Genomic DNA, 23,260 nt, shown 5'->3' on the forward strand with positions numbered 1-23,260 from the left:
TAATTAGAACGAAGCAGTTCTTTTTTCTGTTTTCAGAATACCTTAAAACCAAAAACCGATGCTAACGTAAAACCAAAGGTCACCAGCTTCTGGGGAGTAGGCGGCTTTCGCTTGGAGCGGACCAATAATCGACTCGTACCCATAACCTATAGCATATCCAGTATAATCTGGAAGGCTGAACCACTCTCCCGATTCAAAAATGCGATCGTCTGCATTCGCTATATTAGCGGTTATGTTAATGTGATTTTGGGGCACAAATTCCCAGTCGGCATTAAAAGTAGCTTTTACATAACTATCGCCTCCAAAACCAAGAAAATCGTATCCTAAAAACGGTGTAATGTTATTTATGAAATCATTTCCGAAACCACCCAGCACAAAATCAAATGCTTGTACGTTGGTGTTTTCTATTTTAAATCCACCTTCCGTAAAAAAATCGAATGACATATTTCTGGCAAACGGAACCGCAAAACCCATTTTAGCCTTTGCAATTGAAAATTTATCTGATTTCTCCTCAAAACCGCTGGAAAAAAGGTACAAGTGAAAATCACCATCAAAAAACAATCCTTTAGAAGGGAAATATTTATCGTCTAGCGTATCGAATTTTAAATAGCCATAGCCACTGTAATAATTATCATTTTCAATAACAATACCTTCCTTATCGTCTGTGGCAATGGTTTCACTTTCAATTTTCAAATACTTATGTTCTATTCCCAAACCAAAGGTAAACTCTTCTTTCCATACCGTTTGTGCATAAAGCTGATTGGTAAAATCGGAGATTTCTATATCCAACTTGTTAACATCAGGCAACTCTTCTGTAACATTGCCTTGCACAAAATCGAACTCCACGCCCTTTGCAAACGAGTTGAAACGGGACTTAACCCCAAAACTCCAATAAAAACCTTTATCCAAATAGTATTCAAAGTTATACCGAATGTAATCCCCTATGATAAAGTCAAAATACACATTATCGTCCTTAAAAAAGAGGTTCTTCTTGGTAATGTTCACGATCCCCGCAGTTTTATACAAACCGTCATAATGAACACCAAGTTTTAGGAACATATTCGTACTTCTTTCAATAATTGGAACAGTTAATTTATAGCCTTCTTCATTAGGTCTGATTTCGTAGCGAACACTATTAAAATTATTGGTGGCCGCTAAATTGCTCATCCCTTGATCTATTTGGTCGAAATCGGTGTATTCTTCTGTTTTATACCTCAACTTTCCTTTCAAATAAGCTCGCGTGTAACTATCATTTCCCTGAAAAGACAATCTGTCAATTAGAAAAGTATCCACCGCCTTTCCAGGATATTGTTTTATGGGTGGCCGCTTTTGCAATTTGGCAATGCTATCCAACGAAAGTAATTTGTTTTGACCAGCTTCATACCCACTTTCAATAATTTTCATACCCTGATTGAAGGACAGAATATTGTACGGTTCAATATTGGGTTTTATATGGACATCGGTTCTTTTCAACTTATCTTTCATATCATTTACCGTGTTGTAGTAATTGATCTGTACCAAAACATCGGTGGCCGATTTTAATTTGTCACGCTTCAACAGCGGGTCCTGCACATCGACCCCTATGATTATATCTGCACCTTCCGCCAATACTTCATCAACTGGATAATTATTTTGTACACCGCCATCTACCAACAACCTATCGCCATAAGGAACCGGTTCAAAAAAAGACGGGATGGCAGCACTGGCTGAGAGTGCCCTTGGCAAATAACCTTCATCCAGTTTTACCTGTTCTCCGGTTTCAACATCGGTTGCCATACAAAAAAACGGAATAGGAAGATCGCTGAAGTTTTCTACGTCATTTACATTAAAAAGCAATCTAGAAAGTAAATTATAAAGGTTCTGACCTTTGGATAATGAGGTAGGAAAAGAAATCTTGAATTTATCAAAAGGCAAGGTTAATGCATATTTTTCGTAGCTACTTTTCTCATAAAAAGACATGGCCGACCTCGGAATTTTATCCTGAAGTAGGATATCAAAATTGGTTTCTTTAAAAATAGAATCCAATTGATGCGCAGAATACCCCGCAGCATATAAAGCACCAATAATGGCACCCATACTGGTTCCGCCAATATAATCAACGCGAACTCCGGCTTCTTCAATAGCTTTTAATGCGCCAATGTGCGCCAAGCCTTTAGCGCCTCCTCCACTTAATACCAACCCAACTTTTGGGTCTGCTTTCTCCTCTTGCTGCGCAAATCCAACGGCAGCCAACATTAGTAACATTATTAGCAGTAACCTATTCTTCATGTATATTATTTTGTTTGAAAAGCACTAAACACTTTTTCAGCCTTGGACTTTCCAATGACAGCCTCTATTTCATCCAGGGATGCTTCTTTTATTCTTTTTACCGATTTGAATTTTTTCAATAAGTCGTTTGCTGTTTTTTCCCCAATCCCTTCAATATTTTCCAGTTCAGAGCTAATGGCCGCCTTACTTCTTTTGTTACGGTGAAAGGTAATACCAAATCGGTGTGCCTCATTTCGTAAATGTTGAATAATTTTTAAAGTTTCTGACTTTTTATCCAAATACATTGGGATTGAATCCCCAGGATAATAAATCTCTTCCAACCGTTTTGCAATACCAATTATGGCAATTTTACCTCGTAACCCCAACCTGTCCAAACTTTTTAAAGCGGAAGAAAGTTGTCCTTTACCACCATCAATTACAATAAGCTGCGGCAAAGGCTCGTCTTCTGCCAGCAATCTTTTATAGCGTCTATGCACCACCTCTTCCATAGATGCAAAATCGTCTGGACCTGTAACCGTTTTAATATTAAAATGGCGATACTCCTTTTTGCTCGGCTTCCCATCCTTAAAGACCACGCAAGCCGCTACCGGATTGGTTCCTTGAATGTTGGAGTTATCAAAACACTCAATATGCCTAGGCTCTTCCGAAAGCCTTAAATCTTTCTTCATTTGTCCCATTATGCGCTTTACATGCCTATCGGGATCTACTATTTTAATTTGTTTAAATCGTTCTTGTCGATAAAATTTAGCGTTCCTTTCGGAAAGTTCTAAAATTCGTTTTTTATCTCCTAATTTCGGAATCGTTATTTTCACCCCCTCCGGAACATCTACTTTAAAAGGCAAGTAAATTTCCTTCGATTGCGAATTAAAACGGGTTCTTAATTCTACCACTGCAAGTTCCAGCAATTCTTCATCACTTTCATCTAATTTCTTCTTCATTTCAACGGTATGCGCACGAATAATTGACCCATACGAAAGCTGAAGAAAATTAACATACCCAAAGCTATCATCTGAAACAATGGAAAAAACATCAACGTTACTAATCTTAGGATTAACTACGGTAGATTTGGCTTGATAGTTTTCAAGCACGTCTATTTTTTCTTTTATTTTTTGAGCTTCCTCAAAACGCATTTCTTCCGCAAGGGATTTCATCTGCGCCTTAAACTGATTTAAAGAGTCTTTAAAATTTCCTTTTATTATTTCCCTTATGGCTTCAATCTGCCGGTCGTACTCCTGCAGCGATTGGTAGTCTTCGCACGGACCTTTACAATTGCCCAAATGATATTCCAAGCACACTTTATACTTGCCCGCCTCTATTTTTTCTTTGGAAAGATCGTAGTTACAAGTGCGCAACAAATAAAGCCCTTTGATGAGATCCAATAGCGTCCGTACAGTTTTCATACTCGTGTACGGACCAAAATACTCCGAACCATCCTTGATTAAATTCCGGGTAGGAAACACCCTTGGGAAACGCTCATTCTTAATACAAATCCATGGATAAGACTTATCGTCTTTCAACATTACATTATACCTCGGCTGATACTTTTTTATCAAGTTATTTTCCAATAACAAGGCATCTGTTTCCGTAGGAACTACGATGTGTTTAATGGATTCAATTTTTTTTACAAGGACTCTCGTTTTTCCATATTCATGATTTTTATGGAAGTATGAAGACACCCTTTTCTTCAAATTTTTAGCCTTCCCTACGTAAATTATTTTTCCGTCTTTGTTGAAAAATTGGTACACCCCGGGCCCATCAGGTAGTGTTTGCAGTTGTATGTCTATTGGGGTTTTATTCATGGGCATGCTGTATAATCGCACCTCAAAGATAACGTAATCCCTGCTTCAAATCAATACTTAAAAGGTTAGATGTTTTTTAAATCATCGCAAGAATATTTGTGCGTTTGAAATGTAAATCATTACCTTTGAGTTTCATAAGTAAACTTTAGGGGTGCCGTGAAAGCCGGCTGAGATAAAACCCTTGGAACCTGATCGCGTTAAGACGTGCGAAGGGAAAAGTTGATAGCCTACTCGCAAAGTAGCTATAAAACGGTATTTTTAATGTTCGTTCGTTAAATTTCCGTCATCTTCTTTTATAGGAGTCACTCCTAAAGTTTGCAGTAAAACATTGTAAAAAATGACCACTGTAAACGTAAACAACACCGAACATACTTTTGAAAAAGCATTGAATGCAAAAGAACTGCTGGCACATTTAAATATTTCTGCCAACGGAGTAGCCGTTGCACTTAATAACAGCGTTTTGCCCAAATCTAAATGGGAAGAACCGTTGGATAACAATGCCAACATTTTAATTATTAAAGCAACCCAAGGTGGATAACAAGGGCGTTCCCTTCATCCCGACGCTAAAGGTCGGGACACAGGTCAGGCTTTACGCTATATCTTTTAAATTGTTCTTCGCCCTACCCGAAATACCATGGCAGGCAGGCAAATTCAGAATAACAATTTAAAAGGATGCCGCTTCAATCCCTAACGCAATAAGAATCTAACAACAATACAAATTATGAAGACTGAAAATTCTGCATCAAACAAACACATCAGCAGGGAACCTTTCCCAAATTCAAACAAAATTTATGTCTATGGAAACATCCACAAGGATGTAAAAGTGCCCATGCGCCAAATTACGCTTAGCGATACCGTGGATAAATTTAACGGCACCACTGAAAAAAACGAACCGGTTCTCGTTTATGATACCAGTGGCCCTTACACCGATCCGAACGCCGAAATAGATGTTCGAAAAGGATTAAAACCCATTCGTGCTAAATGGATTGAGGAGCGCGGCGATGTAGAACAATTAAGCGGACTATCATCAGCGTACGGAAACGAGCGATTAAATAACAAAAAACTGGACGAATTACGTTTTAAGCATACGAAAAATCCGATACGTGCCAAAGCGGGTAAAAATGTAACCCAAATGCATTACGCTCGAAAGGGGATTATCACGCCGGAAATGGAATTTATTGCCATTCGTGAAAATCAAAAGTTGCAACAGATAAAGGAAATTGCTCCCCAACATGCGGGTGAAAGTTTTGGCGCTTCCATTCCGAAGGAAATTACTCCTGAATTCGTTCGACAGGAAGTGGCTAGTGGTCGCGCTGTAATTCCGTGCAATATCAATCACCCCGAAAGCGAACCCATGATAATTGGGCGCAACTTTTTGGTGAAAATCAATGCAAATATTGGGAATTCTGCGGTCACCTCTTCCATTGAAGAAGAAGTTGAAAAGGCTGTTTGGGCTTGCCGTTGGGGCGCCGATAATATTATGGATCTTTCCACAGGAAAAAACATCCATGAAACCCGCGAATGGATTTTAAGAAATTCACCCGTTCCCATTGGTACCGTTCCCATTTATCAAGCGTTGGAAAAAGTAAACGGGAAGGCCGAAGACCTAACTTGGGAAATTTTTAGGGACACACTTATCGAGCAAGCCGAACAGGGAGTCGATTATTTTACCATTCATGCTGGGGTTCGCTTGCAATACGTACCGCATACCGCCAAACGTGTTACAGGAATTGTTTCCCGTGGCGGTTCTATTATGGCAAAATGGTGTTTGGCACATCACAAAGAGAGCTTTTTATATACGCATTTTGAAGAGATCTGCGAAATTATGAAAGCCTACGACGTGTCTTTTTCACTAGGCGATGGGCTCCGTCCAGGAAGTATCGCCGATGCCAATGATTATGCGCAGTTTGCAGAATTGGAAACCTTGGGTGAGCTCACTAAAATTGCGTGGAAACACGACGTACAAACATTTATCGAAGGTCCAGGGCATATCCCCATGCACATGATCAAGGAAAATATGGACAAGCAATTGAAAGAATGTGGTGAAGCGCCTTTTTATACCCTGGGGCCATTAACCACCGATATCGCCCCTGGCTACGACCATATTACTAGCGGAATAGGTGCCGCCATGATTGGTTGGTACGGTTGCGCCATGCTTTGCTATGTAACTCCAAAAGAACATTTAGGTTTACCGAACAAAGAAGATGTAAAAACAGGCGTTATTACTTATAAAATTGCCGCTCACGCCGCCGATTTGGCGAAGGGACACCCAGGCGCTCAACATCGTGATAATGCTATGAGTAAGGCACGTTTTGAATTCCGATGGGAAGATCAATTTAATTTGGCGCTTGACCCTGATACGGCGCGTGCTTACCACGACGAAACACTCCCTTCGGACAACGCAAAAGTGGCCCATTTCTGCTCCATGTGTGGTCCAAATTTCTGTTCGATGAAAATTACGCAGGATGTGCGGAATTACGCCAAAGAAAACGGATTGGATTCCCATGAGGCAATTGAAGAGGGTATGAAGAAAAAAGCAGAGGAATTTAAAGAAAAAGGAAGCGAAGTGTATTTGTAAAATTTTTTGTGGGTCATGCTGATCATCATCACTAAGGAAGAAAACACGGAAAATGAAGTTACTGTTTTGAAGTCGCTTTTTGAAAATGGCTTGCAAACCCTTCATGTTCGTAAACCTTTTATGAGCAAAACTGATCTAGAAAAGTGGTTGTTGAATTTCAGTGAAATGCATCATCGAAAAATGATGCTGCATCAACATCATGAACTGTGCGAAACTTTTAAGATTAAAGGAGTCCATTTAACGAAAAAACAAAGAAGCACGCTGGAGAACCGTAAAGTTTATATTGAAAAGTTTCAGAAGGAAGGAAAAATGGTGAGCACGGGTTTTCATACAGTTACTGAATTGAAACAGGAAGGAACTCTTTACGATTACTGTTTTTTGAGTCCGATTTTCAACTCCATTTCCAAAGAAAATTATGCAGGAAAGCAATTTAGCGTAAACGGTTTGCAACAAAAAATTGTAGCGCTTGGAGGCATTGATAATTCTAAAATAACCGAAGTCAAAAAACTTGGGTTTAGCGGTGTCGCCGTTTTGGGACATATTTGGAAGTCGGATAACCCACTAGAAAACTTTTTGTTGATGAAAGAAAAATATAAAAAAATTTATGAGTGAAAAGCCATTTGTACTTACTATCGCCGGTTTTGATCCCAGCGGAGGCGCCGGACTGTTAGCCGATATCAAAACTATTGAGGCCAACGGTTGCTACGGATTGGCAGTACAAACGGCCAATACCATTCAAACGGAGGATTCTTTTTTAGAATGCCTTTGGGTAGATAATTCGTTTATCTCAAAACAACTTAAAACATTATTAGAACGATATGAAATTTCAGCGGTTAAAATTGGTATTGTTCAGAGCAAAACCATTTTACTCGAAATTCTTCAGTTGTTAAAAACGTATATCCCGAACGCTCCTGTTGTTTTAGATCCAGTTTTAAAATCGAGTAGTGGATACAATTTTCATTATGAAGCTTTTCTTTCCGAAGAAATACTGAAAAACATAACTGTTCTAACTCCAAATTATGATGAAATACTTCAGCTTTCAGAAAAAAAAGAGTTGAACTCCAAAATCGAAACCATTACAAATCAGACTAATCTCTTTCTGAAGGGAGGGCATCATCCATCTGAAAAAGGAAAAGACAGGTTGTATTTGTCTAACGGACAAAAATTTGATTTTTATCCTTCCGAAGAAAAGATATATGAAAAACACGGCAGTGGGTGCATTTTATCAGCGGCTATGGCGAGCTATTTAGCAAACGGTGAAACACTGGAAAATACTTGTGAAAAGGCTAAAAAATATACCGAAAAGGCATTATGCTCTAACACCACGAAACTAGCATATCATTTATGAACGTCAGCAAATTACATTATATAACACAAGGGGCGACACCCGAAAAACATCTTGAAAACCTAGAAAAAGTATGCGCGAATGGAGGTAAATGGATTCAGCTACGTTTAAAAAATGAAACCCAAAAAAACATGCTAGAAACCGCTTTAGAGGCAAAGGCCATTTGTAAGCGCTACGGAGCCACACTTTTGATAAACGATCACGTTGAAGTAGCCAAAGAAGTAAATGCCGACGGCGTGCATTTGGGAAAAGAAGATTTGTGTCCTGCAGTGGCAAGAAAAATTTTAGGAGCCAATAAAATCATTGGTGGCACCGCAAATACATGGCGGGACATTGAAAACTTGACAATAAAAAAAGTAGATTACATTGGTTTGGGGCCATTTCGATTCACAAAAACGAAAGAAAAATTGAGTCCGATTCTGGGCTTAGAAGGCTACAAAGAGATTTTTGAAAAATATCATTCACAAAGCCTACAGACTCCAATAATAGCTATTGGTGGAATTAAAGAGGAAGACCTTTTGAGTCTTTCGGAAATAGGGCTACACGGCGTAGCGATGTCTGGCTGGCTAACCGAAAACGAACACCTAAAAGAACGAATTGCAGCAATAGAAACTGCGATGAACCAAGAAATAACAAAAGAATGAACATTACAGACACCTTAAAAATAGCGGATAAAGAATTTACCTCCCGACTGTTTGTGGGAACTGGGAAATTCAGCTCCACCAAAGTGATGAGGGAGGCAGTTTTGGCCAGTGAAAGTGAACTGGTAACTGTGGCTTTAAAACGTGTTGACGCCAGCTATGAAGAAGACAATATGTTAGTCGGACTAGACCACGAACGTATAAATTTACTCCCTAACACCTCTGGAGTTAGAAATGCGAAAGAAGCCATTTTTGCTGCGGAATTGGCTCGGGAAGCGTTAGAAACTAATTGGATTAAACTGGAAATCCATCCCGACCCCAATTACTTGTTACCCGACCCTATTGAAACTCTTCAAGCTGCGGAAGAATTGGTAAAAAAAGGCTTTGTAGTAATGCCTTATATCCATGCTGACCCTGTGTTATGCAAGCGACTAGAGGATGTTGGCGTGCAGTGTGTCATGCCTTTAGGAGCTCCCATTGGCACCAATAAAGGACTAAAAACATTGGATTTTCTGGAAATCATTATTGAACAAAGTAACGTTCCGGTAATTGTAGACGCCGGTATTGGCGCGCCTTCCCATGCCGCCGCCGCAATGGAAATGGGTGCAGATGCCGTTTTGGTAAACACCGCCATGGCTGTTTCTAAAAACCCTATTATAATGGCCAAGGCTTTTAAAAAAGGAGTAGAAGCTGGACGCGAAGCCTTTTTAGCAAGCTTGGCAACTATAAATAAAAATGCGGAAGCTAGCAGTCCGCTAACAAGTTTTTTATATGAGTAGTTTTCAGGACACATTTTTACAATATTCTTGGGATGAAATACATCAAAGCATCCTTGCCAAAACCGAAAATGACGTAATCCGTGCACTGGAAAAGTCGAAAAGGGATTTAGAGGATTTCAAAGCTTTGATTTCTCCTTCTGCCAAACCTTTTCTGGAACGGATGGCTCAAGAAAGCAAACGCATTACCAAGCGGCGGTTTGGAAATACCATGCAGATGTTTGCACCCATGTATTTAAGCAACGAATGCCAAAATATCTGTACATACTGTGGTTTTAGTTTTACCAATAAAATCCCACGAAAAACCTTAACGGATGCGGAAATTTTAAAGGAAGTTGACTTTATTAAGAGCAAAGGTTTTGATCATATTTTATTGGTGACTGGAGAGGCGAATACCACGGTTGGAGTCCAGTATCTAAACAATGCTATTCAATTGATTAGGAAGCATTTTTCTAATATTAGTATTGAGGTACAACCTTTGGATCAAGATGAATATGAATTGCTGAAAACAAGCGGGCTTTATGGCGTATTGGTGTATCAGGAAACGTACCATCAAGAGGAGTATAAGAAGCATCATCCGAAAGGGAAAAAATCAAATTTCTTCTACCGATTGGAAACCCCCGATAGATTGGGGCGTGCTGGAATTCATAAAATTGGTCTCGGAGCTTTATTCGGGTTGGAAGATTGGCGAACCGATAGCTTTTTTACGGCTTTACACCTACACTATTTAAAGAAAACGTATTGGCAGACCAAGTTTTCCATTTCTTTTCCTCGTCTACGGCCATTTTCAGGCGGATTGGATCCAAAAGTGGAAATGACAGACCCCGATTTAGTGCAACTTATTTGCGCCTACAGAATGCTAGAAGAAGATGTGGAATTGACTATTTCCACCCGTGAAAGTGAAACGTTTAGAAACAATATTGTTAATTTGGGTATTACCTCCATGAGTGCTGAATCTAAAACCAATCCCGGCGGATATGTGGTCGATAAACAATCGCTGGACCAATTTGAAATCTCTGACGAACGTTCTACGGAAGTCATCACAAAAATGCTAGCAGAACAAGGCATAGAGGTGGTCTGGAAAGATTGGGCTAACAATTGGGAGTGAATTAGTTGATTTGTTAAGTGGTTGAGTTGTTAAATCGCAAAGTTGTTAGCTGTTCGATTTTGTTGAATAACTTGAAATCACTGCCAACTGAATACTGGCTACTACTTCTAGTCTCTAGCCTCCTTCATCTAAGTGAACATGTTTAATTGTTAAATGGGTTAATTGATGTTTTTATAGTGAGGAAATAATTAAAAAAGTAAGGAGTGAAAGAGGAAAAGGTTGATTTCTTTTGTTGATTTGTTGCGCTGTTAAATCGGTGAATCGACTAGTTGAAATTTTACAATCTTCTGTCTCCCTTCTTCTAACCTCCAGCCTCCAGCTTCTATTGTTGATTTGTTAAATCGTTTAGTTATTAAGTTGGAAAGATTTAAAGTTGAAAAGGTTCAAAGAGGCAAAGTTTTACTGCTTATTTACCACTGCCTACTTTTCCCGGCTTTCAACCTCTGCCTTCCAACTTCCAGCATCCAATTACACTTCCAGATCCACCGGTTTTTTGGCGTACTTTCGGGTATCTTCTTTTGTGAGTACTCGAAAATCTTTGGCTCTTTCTACCTTATCAAATAAATCTGCGGCTTCTTCCGGCAAACCAATTAGTTTTCTTGATCCTAAATCAATCCAAGCGCCCATTATTTCGCAATGCGCCACATTCCTTCCTTTGTAATCATAATAATTATGATGAAACTCGAAAAACATTCCGTCTTCGCTTAGCCCTTTTAATTCCAAAGAAACCTTGACTGGTTTTCCAGAAAACACCTCTTTAAAATAATAGATATGCTCATAAAACACTACCGGACCAATATTAAGTTTAGCCAACAAACGTTGGTCGAATCCGTTTTCTACTAAAAAAGACATGCGGGTGTGAGCAGCAAATTCTACATAAGCTTTGTTCGCCAAATGTCGATTAGCATCTAAGTCGTTCCAACGTATTTCAAATTCTTTTGTGTACATAGTTCTATTTTTATCAAATCGGTTGGCAAACCGAGTTCGTTCTGTTAATACCATTTTTACTTAGAATTTACTGTAATAAAACAGCCTTTTTTCCTTTCTAGTTCATTATAAAAAGAAACCGTAACTAAGGCTATGCTTTATTTTTCTAATTCCTATAAAGAAAAAAATACTGATTTTCTTGTACCGTAACTTCTAAGTTCGAATGGTATAATTTTACTAAATTTAGCCATTCAAGAAACACAAATTTACAAACTTATATTATGCACGCATAATATTTAACGTATTTCAGCACTTCCTTGTTTATGCCACTTATAAATTCAACTTACAATCCGCCTTTATTGTTTAAAAATGGTCATTTTTCTACTATTTATTCAGGAAAAATAAGGCGTGTTGTGGGCGTTGAACAGAAAAGAAAAACGATTCCCACGCCAGATGGTGATTTTATTGATTTAGATTGGAGTTATTCCCAAAAGAAAACCCATCGATTGGCCATTATTCTGCACGGGCTGGAAGGAAATGCGCAAAGGCCGTACATAACTGGAAGTGCCAAACTTTTCAATATAAACGGATTGGATGTGGTTTCTTTAAATTATCGCGGTTGCAGCGGAAAATCAAATAAAAAATACCGTTCGTATCATTCAGGAGATTCAGAAGAATTGGCTTGGATTATAAAATACCTAATTGATGAATACGATTACAATCAAATATTCTTAAAAGGCTTTAGTCTTGGTGCGAATGTAGCACTAAAGTATTTGGGTGAACACCAAATTCCTTCAGAAGTGAAAGCCGCCATAGCGGTATCTGCCCCTTGCGATTTGTACGGTTCTATGCTGGAAATCCACAAAAAGAAAAATTACCTGTATGCCCTTCGGTTTAAGCGTTCTTTACTTGCCAAACTGAAAGAAAAACAAAAACTTTTTCCGGACAAAATTCGGGATGAAGATGTAAAAAAAATTATCAGCCTAAAAGATTTTGACGATTTCTACACATCGCAAGCCCACGGTTTTGCCAACGCTTTGGATTATTACGAAAAAAGTAGCTCGCTTCAATTTCTACCGCATATTACAATTCCAACGCTTATTTTAAATGCAGAAAACGATTCATTTTTATCCAAAAGTTGCTACCCCTTTAAGCAAGCGAAAGAAAACAAATTTCTCTTTTTGGAAGTTCCTAAATATGGTGGACACGTAGGTTTTTACGATTCCAACAATATTTATTACAACGAAAAGAAAGCCATTGAGTTTTTAAACTCGCTGTAAGACTAATCCCTCAAGCCTCAAGATTTGCAATGTTTCACTGCAAAATGAAAAAGCGTTATAAATCTAATTTTATAAGTTTTAGCACGTTTTAAAGTGTAATAAATACTTATATTAGCACTATAACTAATAAAACTTTTATAATGAATTTATACGGTAAAATAGCAGCTTGTATGTTTGCACTTGCCATCGTGAGTTGTGGTGATGGAAAAAAGGAGAAAAAAGAGGAGAAATTCCAGTACCAAACCAATACTCCTGAAAAGTCTAAAAAGGAAGAGGAATCTGCCGGAACGCCTGTTGACATGGATAATGAAGGTGTTGGACCCGTTAGCGGACTTGAACTTCCTGCGGAAATAGACCAAGAAATGGTAGCTAAAGGAAAAGAAATTTTTAACACCAAGTGTACCGCTTGTCACGTAATCGACAAACGACTTATTGGTCCACCTCTCAAAGACGTATTAGACAGAAGAAATCCTTCTTGGGTGATGAACATGATTATCAATCCGGATAAGATGTTAAAAGAAGATCCTATAGCGATTGCTTTAATGAAAGAATACAACAACGCCATCATGCTGAATCAAAATGTAAAAGAAGACGAAGCACGTGCTATTGTTGAATATATTAGAAGTGTAGAATAACAACTTTTTTCATCTCAATAATTTAATTTATGAAACTATCTCAGCTTGTTTTATTGTGTTTATTAGTTCTGAATATTGGCTGCAAGGAAAACAACCAAAAGAAAGAAGAAACAGTAAAACAAGCTGATGATACCATTGAATTGGAATGGCAACAACTTTTCAATGGCAAAGACCTTTCCGATTGGACACCCAAAATTGCCAAACACGAAACGGGTGAAAATTACCAAAACACCTTTTCAGTAAAAGACGGAAAAATAACCGTTGGTTATGACGGTTATGACAACGTTTTTAATCAACAATATGGGCATCTTTTCTACAACAAACCGTTTTCAGCTTATTTTCTAGCGATAGAATATCGCTTTACAGGAAACCAAATAGCCGATGGAGAAGGATGGGCTTGGAGAAATAGCGGTGCCATGTTGCATTGCCAAGACCCTAAAACCATGCTAAAAGATCAAGATTTTCCTATTTGTATTGAAGGTCAATTTCTAGGTGGGAAAATGGATAGCAAAGAAGAACGAACCACTTTAAATCTTTGTACACCAGGCACCAATGTAGTTTATAAAGATTCTCTTTTTACTCCCCATTGCACCGTTTCCAATTCTAAAACCTACCGTGGCGATCAATGGGTTCGCGGTACTTTCTTGGTTTTAAAAGATTCTGTAATAAAACATATTGTTGAAGGAAAAACGGTATTGGAATATTACCAACCTACCATTGGAGGGGAAGGAGTAATTAACTTCGACCTAGAACAAAAACAAGATGGCCAACCACTTACGGAAGGCTATATTTCCCTTCAAAGTGAAAGCCACCCTGTAGAATTTAGAAAAGTAGAAATTATAGATTTAGCACCTATCTACAACAATAAAGAAAAGCTAAACGCTACTGTTGAAGCTATTCTGGAAAACGAAAAAAAGATAACGTTAAAATAAATCTATCCCTACTTTCTTCTTCCAAAGATTCTCAACAGAAATAAAAACAGGTTGATAAAGTCCAAATACAGCGTCAAAGCACCCATTAGTGCTTCTTTTTGGTCTTCTTCTGTACCCTCATTACCAATAATGTTTAACCTTTTTATTTTTTGAGTGTCGTAAGCAGTGAGCGCAACAAATATTAAAACTCCAGCATACGTTACAATCCAGTACAACATTTCATTCTGAAAGAAAAAATTCACTACGGATGCGATTATTAAACCAATCAGCGCCATAAAGGCAATGTTCCCAATGGAAGTCAAATCGGTTTTAGTGTAGTAGCCATAAAGACTCATCGCACCAAACGTTCCAGCAGTAATGTAAAATGTTGTTGCTATTGATGAAGCCGTAAACGCCAAAAAAATAACCGAAAAGGTAAGTCCGTTTAAGGCCGAATATCCCAAAAACAAGCCGATAGCGGCTTTTGCGCTTAATTTATTAATGGCCGCACTTAAATAAGCTACTGCGGCGAATTCCAAAATTAGTAGTCCGTAAAAGTAAAAACGGTTACTAAAAATTACGTTTACAATTTGTTCTGTATTCGCTACCCATGCAGCAATTACACCTGTTAAAATTAAGGCTCCCGACATCCAGCCGTACACCTTTGTCATAAATCGAGCTTGTTCGGCCCTAATCGCTTCTTGCGAAATATTTTCAAGATTCATAGTAAATAGTTTAGGTTTGCTAAATAACATTATTTATTGTTAAAAAACAAAAAGTCCTCTAAATTGAGGACTTTCGTATACTTTTTAGTAATAAAATTTAGCATTATTGCCATCCACCTCCAAGAGCTTGATAAAGATTTACTACGGAATTAAGTTTCAAAAATTTGTTTTCCACTAACAAAAGTTCCGTGCTCAACGAATTCTCCTGAGCATTCAATACTTCCAGATAATCTGCTAAACCTTGGTTAAGTAATTCTTCGGAATATTCAGTTGCCTTGCTGTATGCTTCGAACTCTTTTTCCCTAACTTTTATTTTTTCTGAAGCTGCATCATATCGATAGAGCGCATCCGAAACTTCCCTGCCTGCTACCAAAAGTGTTCTTTTGTAATTGAGTAAAGCCTGTTCCTGTTGTGCCTTGGAAACTTCAAATTGCGTACGTATCCTTCTTCCGTTTAAAACAGGCTGTGCCAAACCGCCTATCAGCGTATTAAATAGAGAACTTGCGTCTAACCAATTGTCAAACTGTAAACTTTGAAACCCTGCCGTTGCGCTTAACGTTATGGAAGGATAAAAACTGCTTCTCGCCACATTGGTCAGTTCAAATGCATTTCTTAAGCCGTATTCCGCAGCAGCAACATCCGGACGGTTTTGGAGTAATAAATAAGGTACCCCAACAACCAAATCAGAAGTAAGTTCTTGTTCCTCCAATAAACTTCTCTCAACCTCTTGAGGGGGTTGCGCCAACAAAATGGAAAACGTATTCTCAAATAATTTTATTTGATTCTCCAAGTCTATTTTAATGACTTGCGCATTGTAAAGTTGAGCTGCTGTTTGTTGTACCGCAACTTCTGTAAGCATTCCCGCTTCCTTTAAGGCTTTGGTAGTTTCCAAACTTTCTTCTCTGGTGACTATTGTTTTATTGGTAACCTTTAGTTGCTCGTCTAAGGAAAGTAACTGATAATACGTAGATGCCACTGCTGCCACCAATTCCGTTTTCACGGCTTTGTGCGCTTCAATGGTTTGTAAATAGGTAGCCTCAAAAGCACGCTTGTTGCTTCTTATTTTACCCCAAATATCAGCTTCCCAAGAAAGGTCTGCACTTAAACTGTACTGCTCAATAGGTTCACTAAAAATACTCCCGAATTGGGAGTTTTCAGAATTCACCTGTCTCGTTACATTTGCATTAATTCCTAAAGTTGGGTAATTCCCTGCTTTTCCTTGTTTTAGATATGCTTCCGCAGCAAAAATTTGTTGCACGGCAATACGTATATCGAGGTTGTTTGCCAATGCCGTATCGATATGTCGCTCCAAAATAGGATCTTGAAATAGTTCCCGCCAAGAAAGCATCCCCAATGAGGTGCTGTCGGTAGTAATTTTATCGGTTCGATATAAATCTTCCGTTTCAATTTCCGGTCTTTCGTAATTTTTTGCCACAAAACAAGATTGCAGCACTAGCGGAATACCAACGATTAAAAGTATACGTCGTATATTAATTTTCATCATACTATTCTACACTATTTTCTTGTTCAACTTTTGGTGTTGGAGCACCGCTAATTTTTTCTTGTAACCACTGAAATACAACAAATAATACAGGGATTACAAATACCCCTAACACGGTTCCAATTAACATTCCTCCTGCGGCACCTGTCCCAATGGAATTGTTTCCTTCTGCACCTACGCCACTTGCCAATACCAAGGGCATTAAACCAAGGATAAAAGCGAAAGAGGTCATCAATATAGGTCGAAGTCGAACGCGAGCCCCATCGATTGCCGCTTCTACCAATGCAACACCTTGACGACGTCGTTGAAGAGCAAATTCCACAATCAAAATAGCATTTTTAGCCAACAATCCGATAAGCATAATAAGTGCAATTTGGAAATATATGTTGTTCTGCAAACCTGCAAATTTCGTTGTTAGAAAGGCTCCCATAACTCCGATTGGAAGTGAAAGTAAAATTGAAAATGGGAGAATATAACTTTCGTACTGAGCCGCCAAAAAGAAATACACAAACAAAATACTAAGTGCAAAAATTAATCCCGACTGTCCAGTAGACGCAATCTCTTCCCTTGTTAAGCCCGAATAAGCAATTTCATAATTATTCGGAAGTGTTTCTTCCGCAACTTGGTTAATGGTATTTATGGCATCCCCGGAACTAAAACCTGGCGCAGCCGACCCATTTACGGTAACCGCATTAAACAAGTTAAATCGGTTTACTGACTGTGGTCCGTACACACGTTTTAAGGTAACAAAAGAGGATACTGGAGCCATCTCACCTTCATTATTTCTTACGTAAATACTGTTCAAGCTACTAACCTCAGAACGGTCTTCTGGTTCTGACTGTACAAAAACACGGTACTGCTTACCAAATCGGCTAAAGTCCGCCGCATAAAATCCTCCAATATATCCTTGAAGAGTAGAAATAATATCGCTCACAGAAATACCTGCCTCTTTGGCCTTCGCGATGTTGATGTCCATTTCCAATTGTGGGAAATTTGTGCTGAAGGAATTATTGGCAAAACCAATTTCCGGATGCTGCATTAAAGCACCAGCAAATTCGCTGGCCACTTTATCCAAATCTTCCAAGGAATGCGCTACGCGATCAAGCAACTGTACCTCAAACCCTTCTGAAGAACCAAAGCCAGGAATACTAGGCGGTTGGAAAAAAATAAGTTTTGCATCGCTTAACCCAGCTGTTTTTTGATAAAGTTGAGCCGTAATTCCTTCCATGGAAGTAGCATCGGTAGTCCGTTCATCCCAATCTTCTAAAATTATAAATCCTAATGCATAGGAACTTCCGGCACCCGAGAAGAAATTACTTCCAGAAATGAGGGAAGCCGTTCGAATACCTTCAATATCTTCAATAATATCGTAAAGCTCTTCCGTAGTTTTAAAAGTTCGGTCTAATGAAGATCCTGGCGGTAAATCTATATTTACAAATATAACTCCTCTATCTTCCGTAGGAACAAAACCTGTTGCTGTCGTTTTACTTGCCCAGAATATCCCAGCTACGGCAGCCACTAAAATAATTCCAGTGATCCATTTGTGCTTCAGTAAAAAACCTAATGATTTTGTGTACTTATGGGTAGTGGCTTCAAAACCTGCATTGAAAGCACTATAAAAACGCTGAATTAGATTCTTTTTCTTTTTCCCATCTTCTTTATGGGGTTTCAAGAAAATGGCACATAACGCCGGACTCAGCGTTAGGGCGTTTACTGCGGAAATCAAAATCGCGATAATCAGAGTCACTCCAAATTGCTCATAGAACACCCCGGAAGGACCTTGAATAAATGTAATTGGAATGAAAACGGCTGCCATTACCAATGTTATGGAAATAATCGCCCCACTAATTTCACTCATTGCCGAAATGGACGCTTTTCTGGCATTATCGTAGCCTCCTTCCAGTTTTGCGTGGACAGCTTCCACCACCACAATGGCATCATCTACCACAATCCCAATGGCGAGAATTAGTGCAAAAAGTGTCAGCAAGTTAATGGAATAGCCCAAAAGCTGTAAGAAAAAGAACGTTCCAATAATTGCAACAGGCACCGCAATAGCCGGAATTAAAGTTGATTTTACATCTTGAAGAAAGACAAATACAACTAAAAACACCAAAAGAAAAGCCTCAATAAGTGTATGCTTCACCTTGTCTATGGATGCAGTTAAAAATTTATTGGTGTCGTAATTCACCAAATATTCAACACCGCTTGGGAAGTCTTTTTCCAACGCATCCAATTTATTATAGACTTCATTGATAATCTCCTGCGCGTTGGAGCCCGGGGTTTGGAAAACCCCAAAGTTAATTCCCGGATTTCCTTTAGACCTCGATAAAGAAGCGTAGGAAAGGGCATCCAGTTCTACTTTAGCAACGTCCTTCAATCGTAAATATCTGCCATTACCCAAAGATTTTATAATGATGTTTTCATAATCTTGAGCTGTTTTATATCGGCCTTTGTATTTTATAACATATTCAAAAGATTTTCCAGCATTCTGACCAATAGAACCCGCGGCAGCCTCTAAACTTTGCTCGTTAATGGCGCCAATAACATCGTTACTGGTAAGAGAATAGTTCGCCATTTTATCAGGGTCTATCCAAACTCGCATGGAATACTCCTTGGCACCAAATACGTTTACCGCACCAACTCCTTTAATACGAAGAATTTCGGGTCGGACATTGATATTTAAATAATTCTGAAGGAAAACATCATCGTAATCCTTATTAGTGGAATACAAAGCCACATACATTAAAGCAGAGTTTTCCTGCTTTTGGGTAATTACACCAGAACGAATTACTTCCGAAGGCAATAAAGCGTTGGCTCGTGCTACCCTGTTCTGTACATTTACCGCCGCAATATCGGGGTCGTATCCTTGTTCAAAATAAACCGTAATGGATGCACTTCCATCGTTACTGGCGGTAGAAGTAATGTAAGTCATTCCTTCCACACCATTTATCTGCTCTTCAATAGGAACAATTACACTCTCTAAAATAGTTTCAGCATTGGCTCCCGGATAAGAGGCAGTTACCTGAACAGTAGGAGGCGCAATATCTGGATACTGAGTTACCGGAAGGCTCAATATACCCAACACCCCCAAGATGGTAATTACAATAGATATTACGGTAGATAAAACCGGTCTTTCTATAAATACTTTTAACATGTTTGATTATTTAAATACGGTGTCGAAAGAATTAAAAATACTGTCTAATGAGGTTGGCTGCGGAACAATTTTCATACCTGATTGCACCTTGCCTACCCCTTTGGCCAAGATTTCATCTCCTTCTTCTATTCCTTCTTTTACTACCAAAAACTTATCGGTTTCATCTATACTTTTTATAGAAGCTTCATAAAGGCTATCGTTTTCGGCTACCTTGTAAACAAACTTCTTTCCTTGCTGTTCAAAAGTGGATAAACTCGGCACCACTAAAACCGACTCATAAATTTGCGGCACTTTAATGGTTCCGCTACTTCCGCTTCTTAAAATACCTTTGGGATTTTCAAAAGTTGCCCTAAAGGAAACGGTACCTGTTTGCGGATCGATATTCCCAGTTATGGTTTCCACGGTTCCTTCTTCTTCATAAGTGGAACCATCTGCTAAAATCAGGCTCACTTTATTGGTATTTTTTGCTTTTTCATCTAAAGTCTCTCCTTTCATATTTCTTATGATGGAAATAAAGTCTTTTTCATTCATGGAAAAGAAAGCATAGACTCTTTCAATGCTTGAAACTGTAGTTAAAGGCACTCGATTGGTGGCACTTACCAAAGCTCCACGACGAAAAGGGATGGAGCCTACAACTCCATCGACTGGACTTTTTACAGCAGCATAGTTTATATTGGCATTTATACTGTTGTAATTGCTTTTTGCCTGCGCCAAATTGGCTTTAGCTGTTTCCAATTGTACTTTACTGATAATTCCTTTTTCTACGAGAGGCTTGAGTCGGTCTACCTCAACCTGGGCAACATCCACACTTGCCTTGGCGGCATCAGCATCTTGGGTGAGGCTTTCCGTTTCAAGTCGGAAAAGTAACTGTCCTTTTTTGACTTTTTCACCTTCATCTACCAAGACATCTTGAATGTACCCGGAAACTTTAGGCCTTATTTCACTACTAACTTCTCCTTGAATACTCGCTGGGTAACTTTTATACGTTGTAACATCCCTTTTTTCAATCTTCACCGTAGGAAATGGCATGGGTTGTTGTTCCTGTTGTTGTTTCTTTTCGGCACAGCCTGTTAGTAAAAAGAAGACTGAAATTACAACGGTTAGTTTAGAATAGAATTTAAAACTCATATTTATTCTTGATTGACGGTTTGTAAAATATTGTTTTTCAGTTTGCCTAAATTTTGAATCATCACATCCACAAACTCTATATACTGAAGATTAAAAGACAAGTCCTTTTCCACTTCTTTTTTATCCAAATCTGTTAATGTGATGACATTCTTTCGGTAAGAGGCGACTCTCTCATGAAGACAACGTTCTCGCTTCCAAGCTTCTATTTTGTCATCCAAGCGATTGATCAAACTATTGACAGAAGCCTTAAAATATCGTTTTCTATCGCCTGGTTTGGTATAGTAGCTTATGCGCCCCATGGATTGAAGCAACTGCAAATTTGTTGAAGCCGAACTCTTACTTATCTCCAACGCCTCCACGATTTCTTCAAAAGTAGCTCCTTTACTTCCTTCTAAAACCAACAGCGCAAAAATCCTCGAGGATAGTGGGGACATTCCATCTTGACATTCAAAATAGACGCCCATTTCTTCAATAATCTTGCTCTTTTGGTTACTTATTTCTAACTCCTTAATCATAAAATCCAATAAAAAAATCAAAGCTACGTTTAGTTCGGTAAAAACCGAACCAAATAGAAGTTAAAGTAACGTTAATTGGGAAACCGCCCCACCGCATAAAGCCCACAAAAGGAGCATAAATTATCGAGAAGGACTTAATCTGAGCCGTTCAGCTCAGTATTAATTACTTGACTTTGGTGAGGACTTAGGAATTCTGTATTTATTAAACTAAAATAGTATCTACTGCTGTAGCGAAGTGTTTCATCTCTTCTTCGGTTCCCATACTTACTCGACACCAGTGCTGGTCCCAAAACTTAAAAGTTCTTACCGCTACTTTATGCTCATAAATTTTTTCCAAAAACGCATCACCTTCCATCGGAATAGGGAAAAGTATGAAGTTTGTTTGGGAGGGTTGATATGGAATGTTTTTAGCTTTTAGCAGTTCGTAAGTAGTCTTTTTGGCTTTCCCAATTTTTACTTTACAATCGGATATAAATTCAGTGTCGTCCAAACTTGCATTTGCCGCTGCGATTGACGGACCGGTAATTCCCATTCCGCCCCGGGTTATTTCATTGATTTTATCAAGTGACGTTTCATTCCCCAGCATGTATCCTATTCGTAGTCCGGCCATCCCATAAATTTTGGAAAAAGTCCGCGCCACAAAAATGTTTTTTCCTTTAGCTACCAATGGAGCCATACTATTCTTCAATCCTCCTTCTGAGAGTTCTATGTATGCCTCATCAATAAAAATTGGCACTTTTTCTGAAACACGCTCACAAAAATCGTATAACTTCTTTGTATCTGTAAGTGTTGCTGTAGGATTATTCGGATTCGTAATATAGACAAGTTTGGTATCTTTATCTATAGCCGCTTCCATCGCATCTAAATCGTGCTGAAAATCCTTGGTAAGTTTTACGGGTTTCCAGTTTCCTCCGGAAGCTTTCGCCACTTGAATTAAAGACATATAACAAGGGTCTCCACAAACTACATTTCCTCCATTTTTAAAATAGACCATCGCGGTTTTCTCGAGTAAATCAGAAGATCCAGGGCCCATCATTATCTGGTTGGTATTTACCCCTTCATTCTTTGCAATTTTAGCTACCAATTTACTTAAAGAATTCCATGAATAATGGTTTCCTTCTACTACTGCATTTTTAAATGCTTCGGCTGCCTTTGGCGAAGGTCCGTACGGATTCTCATTCCAAAGTAATCTTGCCTTTAGCGTACTTAAGTCGGGAAACTTTGGTGGTGTAAATTCATTAAATCCTTCGTAGCTGTTACTAAACACAAACGCATTGTTGTTTCCAATGGCGTTTTCAACAGAATGACTCCAAAGTTCCATCGGATTTAAAGCCATGGCGCCTGCAACTAAGGCTCCGGTTTTAAACCACTCTCTTCTGCTTACTTTTTTCGGGTTTTTCATGGTAACAAGTTTGTGAAATTGCATTGTGTAAGTTACCACAGAATTGCAAAGATTGCAATAAGAATATCACAAAACCTATCCAGTAAATTTTTGAATCAATCATTTTACAGGATGGATTCCATCCTTTTTCTAAGCAAAAATGTTAAAATGAAATGTATCTGTGCGAAGTTACTTGGCAAGCACTCCTTCAACCTCCATTAATGGAATAGTGGTGGCGTTATTTTCTGAAATTTGATGTGGATCAAATAGGAATTTACGCTCAAACAGTTTGTTTTCAGCAAAAAAAGTAATGAAATACTCGTTTGTCAACTTAAAAACATCTTCCTGAATAATTTCCACCTTTCGGTAAGATTTGGCTTCCAATGTGCCCAAACCATGACGCATGGTGGACGTTAGCATTCCTTCGCCATATCCTTTGGAAACTAGAATAGTGGCTTCAATGGCTTCATCCCTGTTATTAATAAGATAAACATACCAAGTTTTGGCAAGGTGTTTTTCATCCCACTCGTTTACCGCGGCCACGTAGACATCGTTTGCAATCGGAATTTCAATATCCTTCTTCATAAC

At 38.6% G+C, this 23,260-nt stretch carries 20 protein-coding genes and 1 riboswitch; of the genes, 10 read left to right on the forward strand and 10 right to left on the reverse strand.

Annotated features, from left to right (window positions below; genetic code table 11):
• Positions 1–42: 42 nt before the first annotated feature.
• The gene (locus NDQ75_RS03645) at positions 43–2,268 is read right to left on the reverse strand and encodes a patatin-like phospholipase family protein (RefSeq protein WP_202028018.1); all 2,226 of its coding nucleotides are present in this window, start codon (positions 2,266–2,268) and stop codon (positions 43–45) included.
• A 5-nt stretch (positions 2,269–2,273) separates the two neighbouring features.
• Positions 2,274–4,067 (reverse strand): excinuclease ABC subunit UvrC, encoded by a 1,794-nt coding sequence (gene uvrC, locus NDQ75_RS03650; protein WP_202028019.1) that lies wholly within the window; start codon positions 4,065–4,067, stop codon positions 2,274–2,276.
• 137 nt (positions 4,068–4,204) lie between these two features.
• Positions 4,205–4,299, forward strand: a riboswitch (TPP riboswitch).
• A gap of 105 nt (positions 4,300–4,404) precedes the next feature.
• Here uvrC and thiS point away from each other — a divergent pair.
• The 7 genes from thiS to thiH all read left to right on the forward strand — a co-directional run bounded on the left by thiS (position 4,405) and on the right by thiH (position 10,515).
• Positions 4,405–4,605, forward strand: a complete 201-nt coding sequence (thiS, locus tag NDQ75_RS03655) for a sulfur carrier protein ThiS (protein ID WP_202028020.1) — start codon at positions 4,405–4,407, stop codon at positions 4,603–4,605.
• Between the two features lie 183 nt (positions 4,606–4,788).
• Complete coding sequence (gene thiC, locus NDQ75_RS03660; protein ID WP_202028021.1) at positions 4,789–6,645, forward strand: phosphomethylpyrimidine synthase ThiC; 1,857 nt, start codon at positions 4,789–4,791, stop codon at positions 6,643–6,645.
• A 15-nt stretch (positions 6,646–6,660) separates the two neighbouring features.
• Positions 6,661–7,257 carry a thiamine phosphate synthase gene (locus NDQ75_RS03665; RefSeq protein WP_202028022.1) on the forward strand — a complete coding sequence of 199 codons (597 nt, stop codon included), beginning with the start codon at positions 6,661–6,663 and terminating at the stop codon, positions 7,255–7,257.
• Positions 7,250–7,993, forward strand: a complete 744-nt coding sequence (locus NDQ75_RS03670; protein WP_202028023.1) for a hydroxymethylpyrimidine/phosphomethylpyrimidine kinase — start codon at positions 7,250–7,252, stop codon at positions 7,991–7,993. Before NDQ75_RS03665 ends, NDQ75_RS03670 begins: the two co-directional genes overlap by 8 nt.
• Positions 7,990–8,634 carry a thiamine phosphate synthase gene (locus NDQ75_RS03675; RefSeq protein WP_202028024.1) on the forward strand — a complete coding sequence of 215 codons (645 nt, stop codon included), beginning with the start codon at positions 7,990–7,992 and terminating at the stop codon, positions 8,632–8,634. Before NDQ75_RS03670 ends, NDQ75_RS03675 begins: the two co-directional genes overlap by 4 nt.
• Complete coding sequence (locus NDQ75_RS03680; protein WP_202028025.1) at positions 8,631–9,410, forward strand: thiazole synthase; 780 nt, start codon at positions 8,631–8,633, stop codon at positions 9,408–9,410. Before NDQ75_RS03675 ends, NDQ75_RS03680 begins: the two co-directional genes overlap by 4 nt.
• Entirely contained in the window at positions 9,403–10,515 is a 1,113-nt protein-coding gene (thiH, locus tag NDQ75_RS03685) for a 2-iminoacetate synthase ThiH (protein ID WP_202028026.1), read from the forward strand. Before NDQ75_RS03680 ends, thiH begins: the two co-directional genes overlap by 8 nt.
• A gap of 468 nt (positions 10,516–10,983) precedes the next feature.
• Here thiH and NDQ75_RS03690 read toward each other — a convergent pair whose 3' ends face one another.
• Positions 10,984–11,463 carry an acyl-CoA thioesterase gene (locus NDQ75_RS03690; protein WP_202028678.1) on the reverse strand — a complete coding sequence of 160 codons (480 nt, stop codon included), beginning with the start codon at positions 11,461–11,463 and terminating at the stop codon, positions 10,984–10,986.
• Between the two features lie 302 nt (positions 11,464–11,765).
• On the opposite strand from NDQ75_RS03690, the gene NDQ75_RS03695 reads away from it, so the two are divergent.
• The 3 genes from NDQ75_RS03695 (at position 11,766) to NDQ75_RS03705 (ending at position 14,289) form a co-directional block, all read left to right on the forward strand.
• Positions 11,766–12,722: a YheT family hydrolase gene (locus NDQ75_RS03695; RefSeq protein WP_202028027.1), complete on the forward strand. Its 957-nt coding sequence runs from the start codon at positions 11,766–11,768 to the stop codon at positions 12,720–12,722.
• A gap of 140 nt (positions 12,723–12,862) precedes the next feature.
• Positions 12,863–13,357 (forward strand): c-type cytochrome, encoded by a 495-nt coding sequence (locus NDQ75_RS03700; RefSeq protein ID WP_242513653.1) that lies wholly within the window; start codon positions 12,863–12,865, stop codon positions 13,355–13,357.
• Positions 13,358–13,386: 29 nt separating this feature from the next.
• The gene (locus NDQ75_RS03705) at positions 13,387–14,289 is read left to right on the forward strand and encodes a 3-keto-disaccharide hydrolase (protein ID WP_202028028.1); all 903 of its coding nucleotides are present in this window, start codon (positions 13,387–13,389) and stop codon (positions 14,287–14,289) included.
• 8 nt (positions 14,290–14,297) lie between these two features.
• Here the strand turns inward: NDQ75_RS03705 and NDQ75_RS03710 are convergent, their stop codons facing one another.
• The 7 genes from NDQ75_RS03710 to NDQ75_RS03740 all read right to left on the reverse strand — a co-directional run bounded on the left by NDQ75_RS03710 (position 14,298) and on the right by NDQ75_RS03740 (position 23,257).
• A complete protein-coding gene (locus NDQ75_RS03710; RefSeq protein WP_202028029.1) occupies positions 14,298–14,993 on the reverse strand; it encodes a Bax inhibitor-1/YccA family protein in 696 nt (231 codons plus the stop codon).
• Positions 14,994–15,096: 103 nt separating this feature from the next.
• Positions 15,097–16,494, reverse strand: coding sequence for an efflux transporter outer membrane subunit (locus tag NDQ75_RS03715; protein ID WP_202028680.1), 1,398 nt, complete (start codon positions 16,492–16,494; stop codon positions 15,097–15,099).
• Positions 16,495–16,498: 4 nt separating this feature from the next.
• A complete protein-coding gene (locus tag NDQ75_RS03720) occupies positions 16,499–19,648 on the reverse strand; it encodes an efflux RND transporter permease subunit (protein WP_202028030.1) in 3,150 nt (1,049 codons plus the stop codon).
• Between the two features lie 6 nt (positions 19,649–19,654).
• On the reverse strand, positions 19,655–20,776 hold the full coding sequence (locus tag NDQ75_RS03725) for an efflux RND transporter periplasmic adaptor subunit (RefSeq protein WP_202028031.1): 1,122 nt from the start codon (positions 20,774–20,776) through the stop codon (positions 19,655–19,657).
• Positions 20,777–20,778: 2 nt separating this feature from the next.
• Positions 20,779–21,291, reverse strand: coding sequence for a GbsR/MarR family transcriptional regulator (locus NDQ75_RS03730; RefSeq protein WP_202028032.1), 513 nt, complete (start codon positions 21,289–21,291; stop codon positions 20,779–20,781).
• Between the two features lie 202 nt (positions 21,292–21,493).
• Entirely contained in the window at positions 21,494–22,693 is a 1,200-nt protein-coding gene (locus NDQ75_RS03735; protein WP_202028033.1) for a pyridoxal phosphate-dependent aminotransferase, read from the reverse strand.
• 168 nt (positions 22,694–22,861) lie between these two features.
• Positions 22,862–23,257, reverse strand: coding sequence for a hypothetical protein (locus NDQ75_RS03740; RefSeq protein ID WP_202028034.1), 396 nt, complete (start codon positions 23,255–23,257; stop codon positions 22,862–22,864).
• Between the last annotated feature and the right edge of the window lie 3 nt (positions 23,258–23,260).

Origin of the sequence: Galbibacter mesophilus (genome assembly GCF_023721415.1) — a bacterium.
Lineage (GTDB): Bacteria > Bacteroidota > Bacteroidia > Flavobacteriales > Flavobacteriaceae > Galbibacter > Galbibacter mesophilus.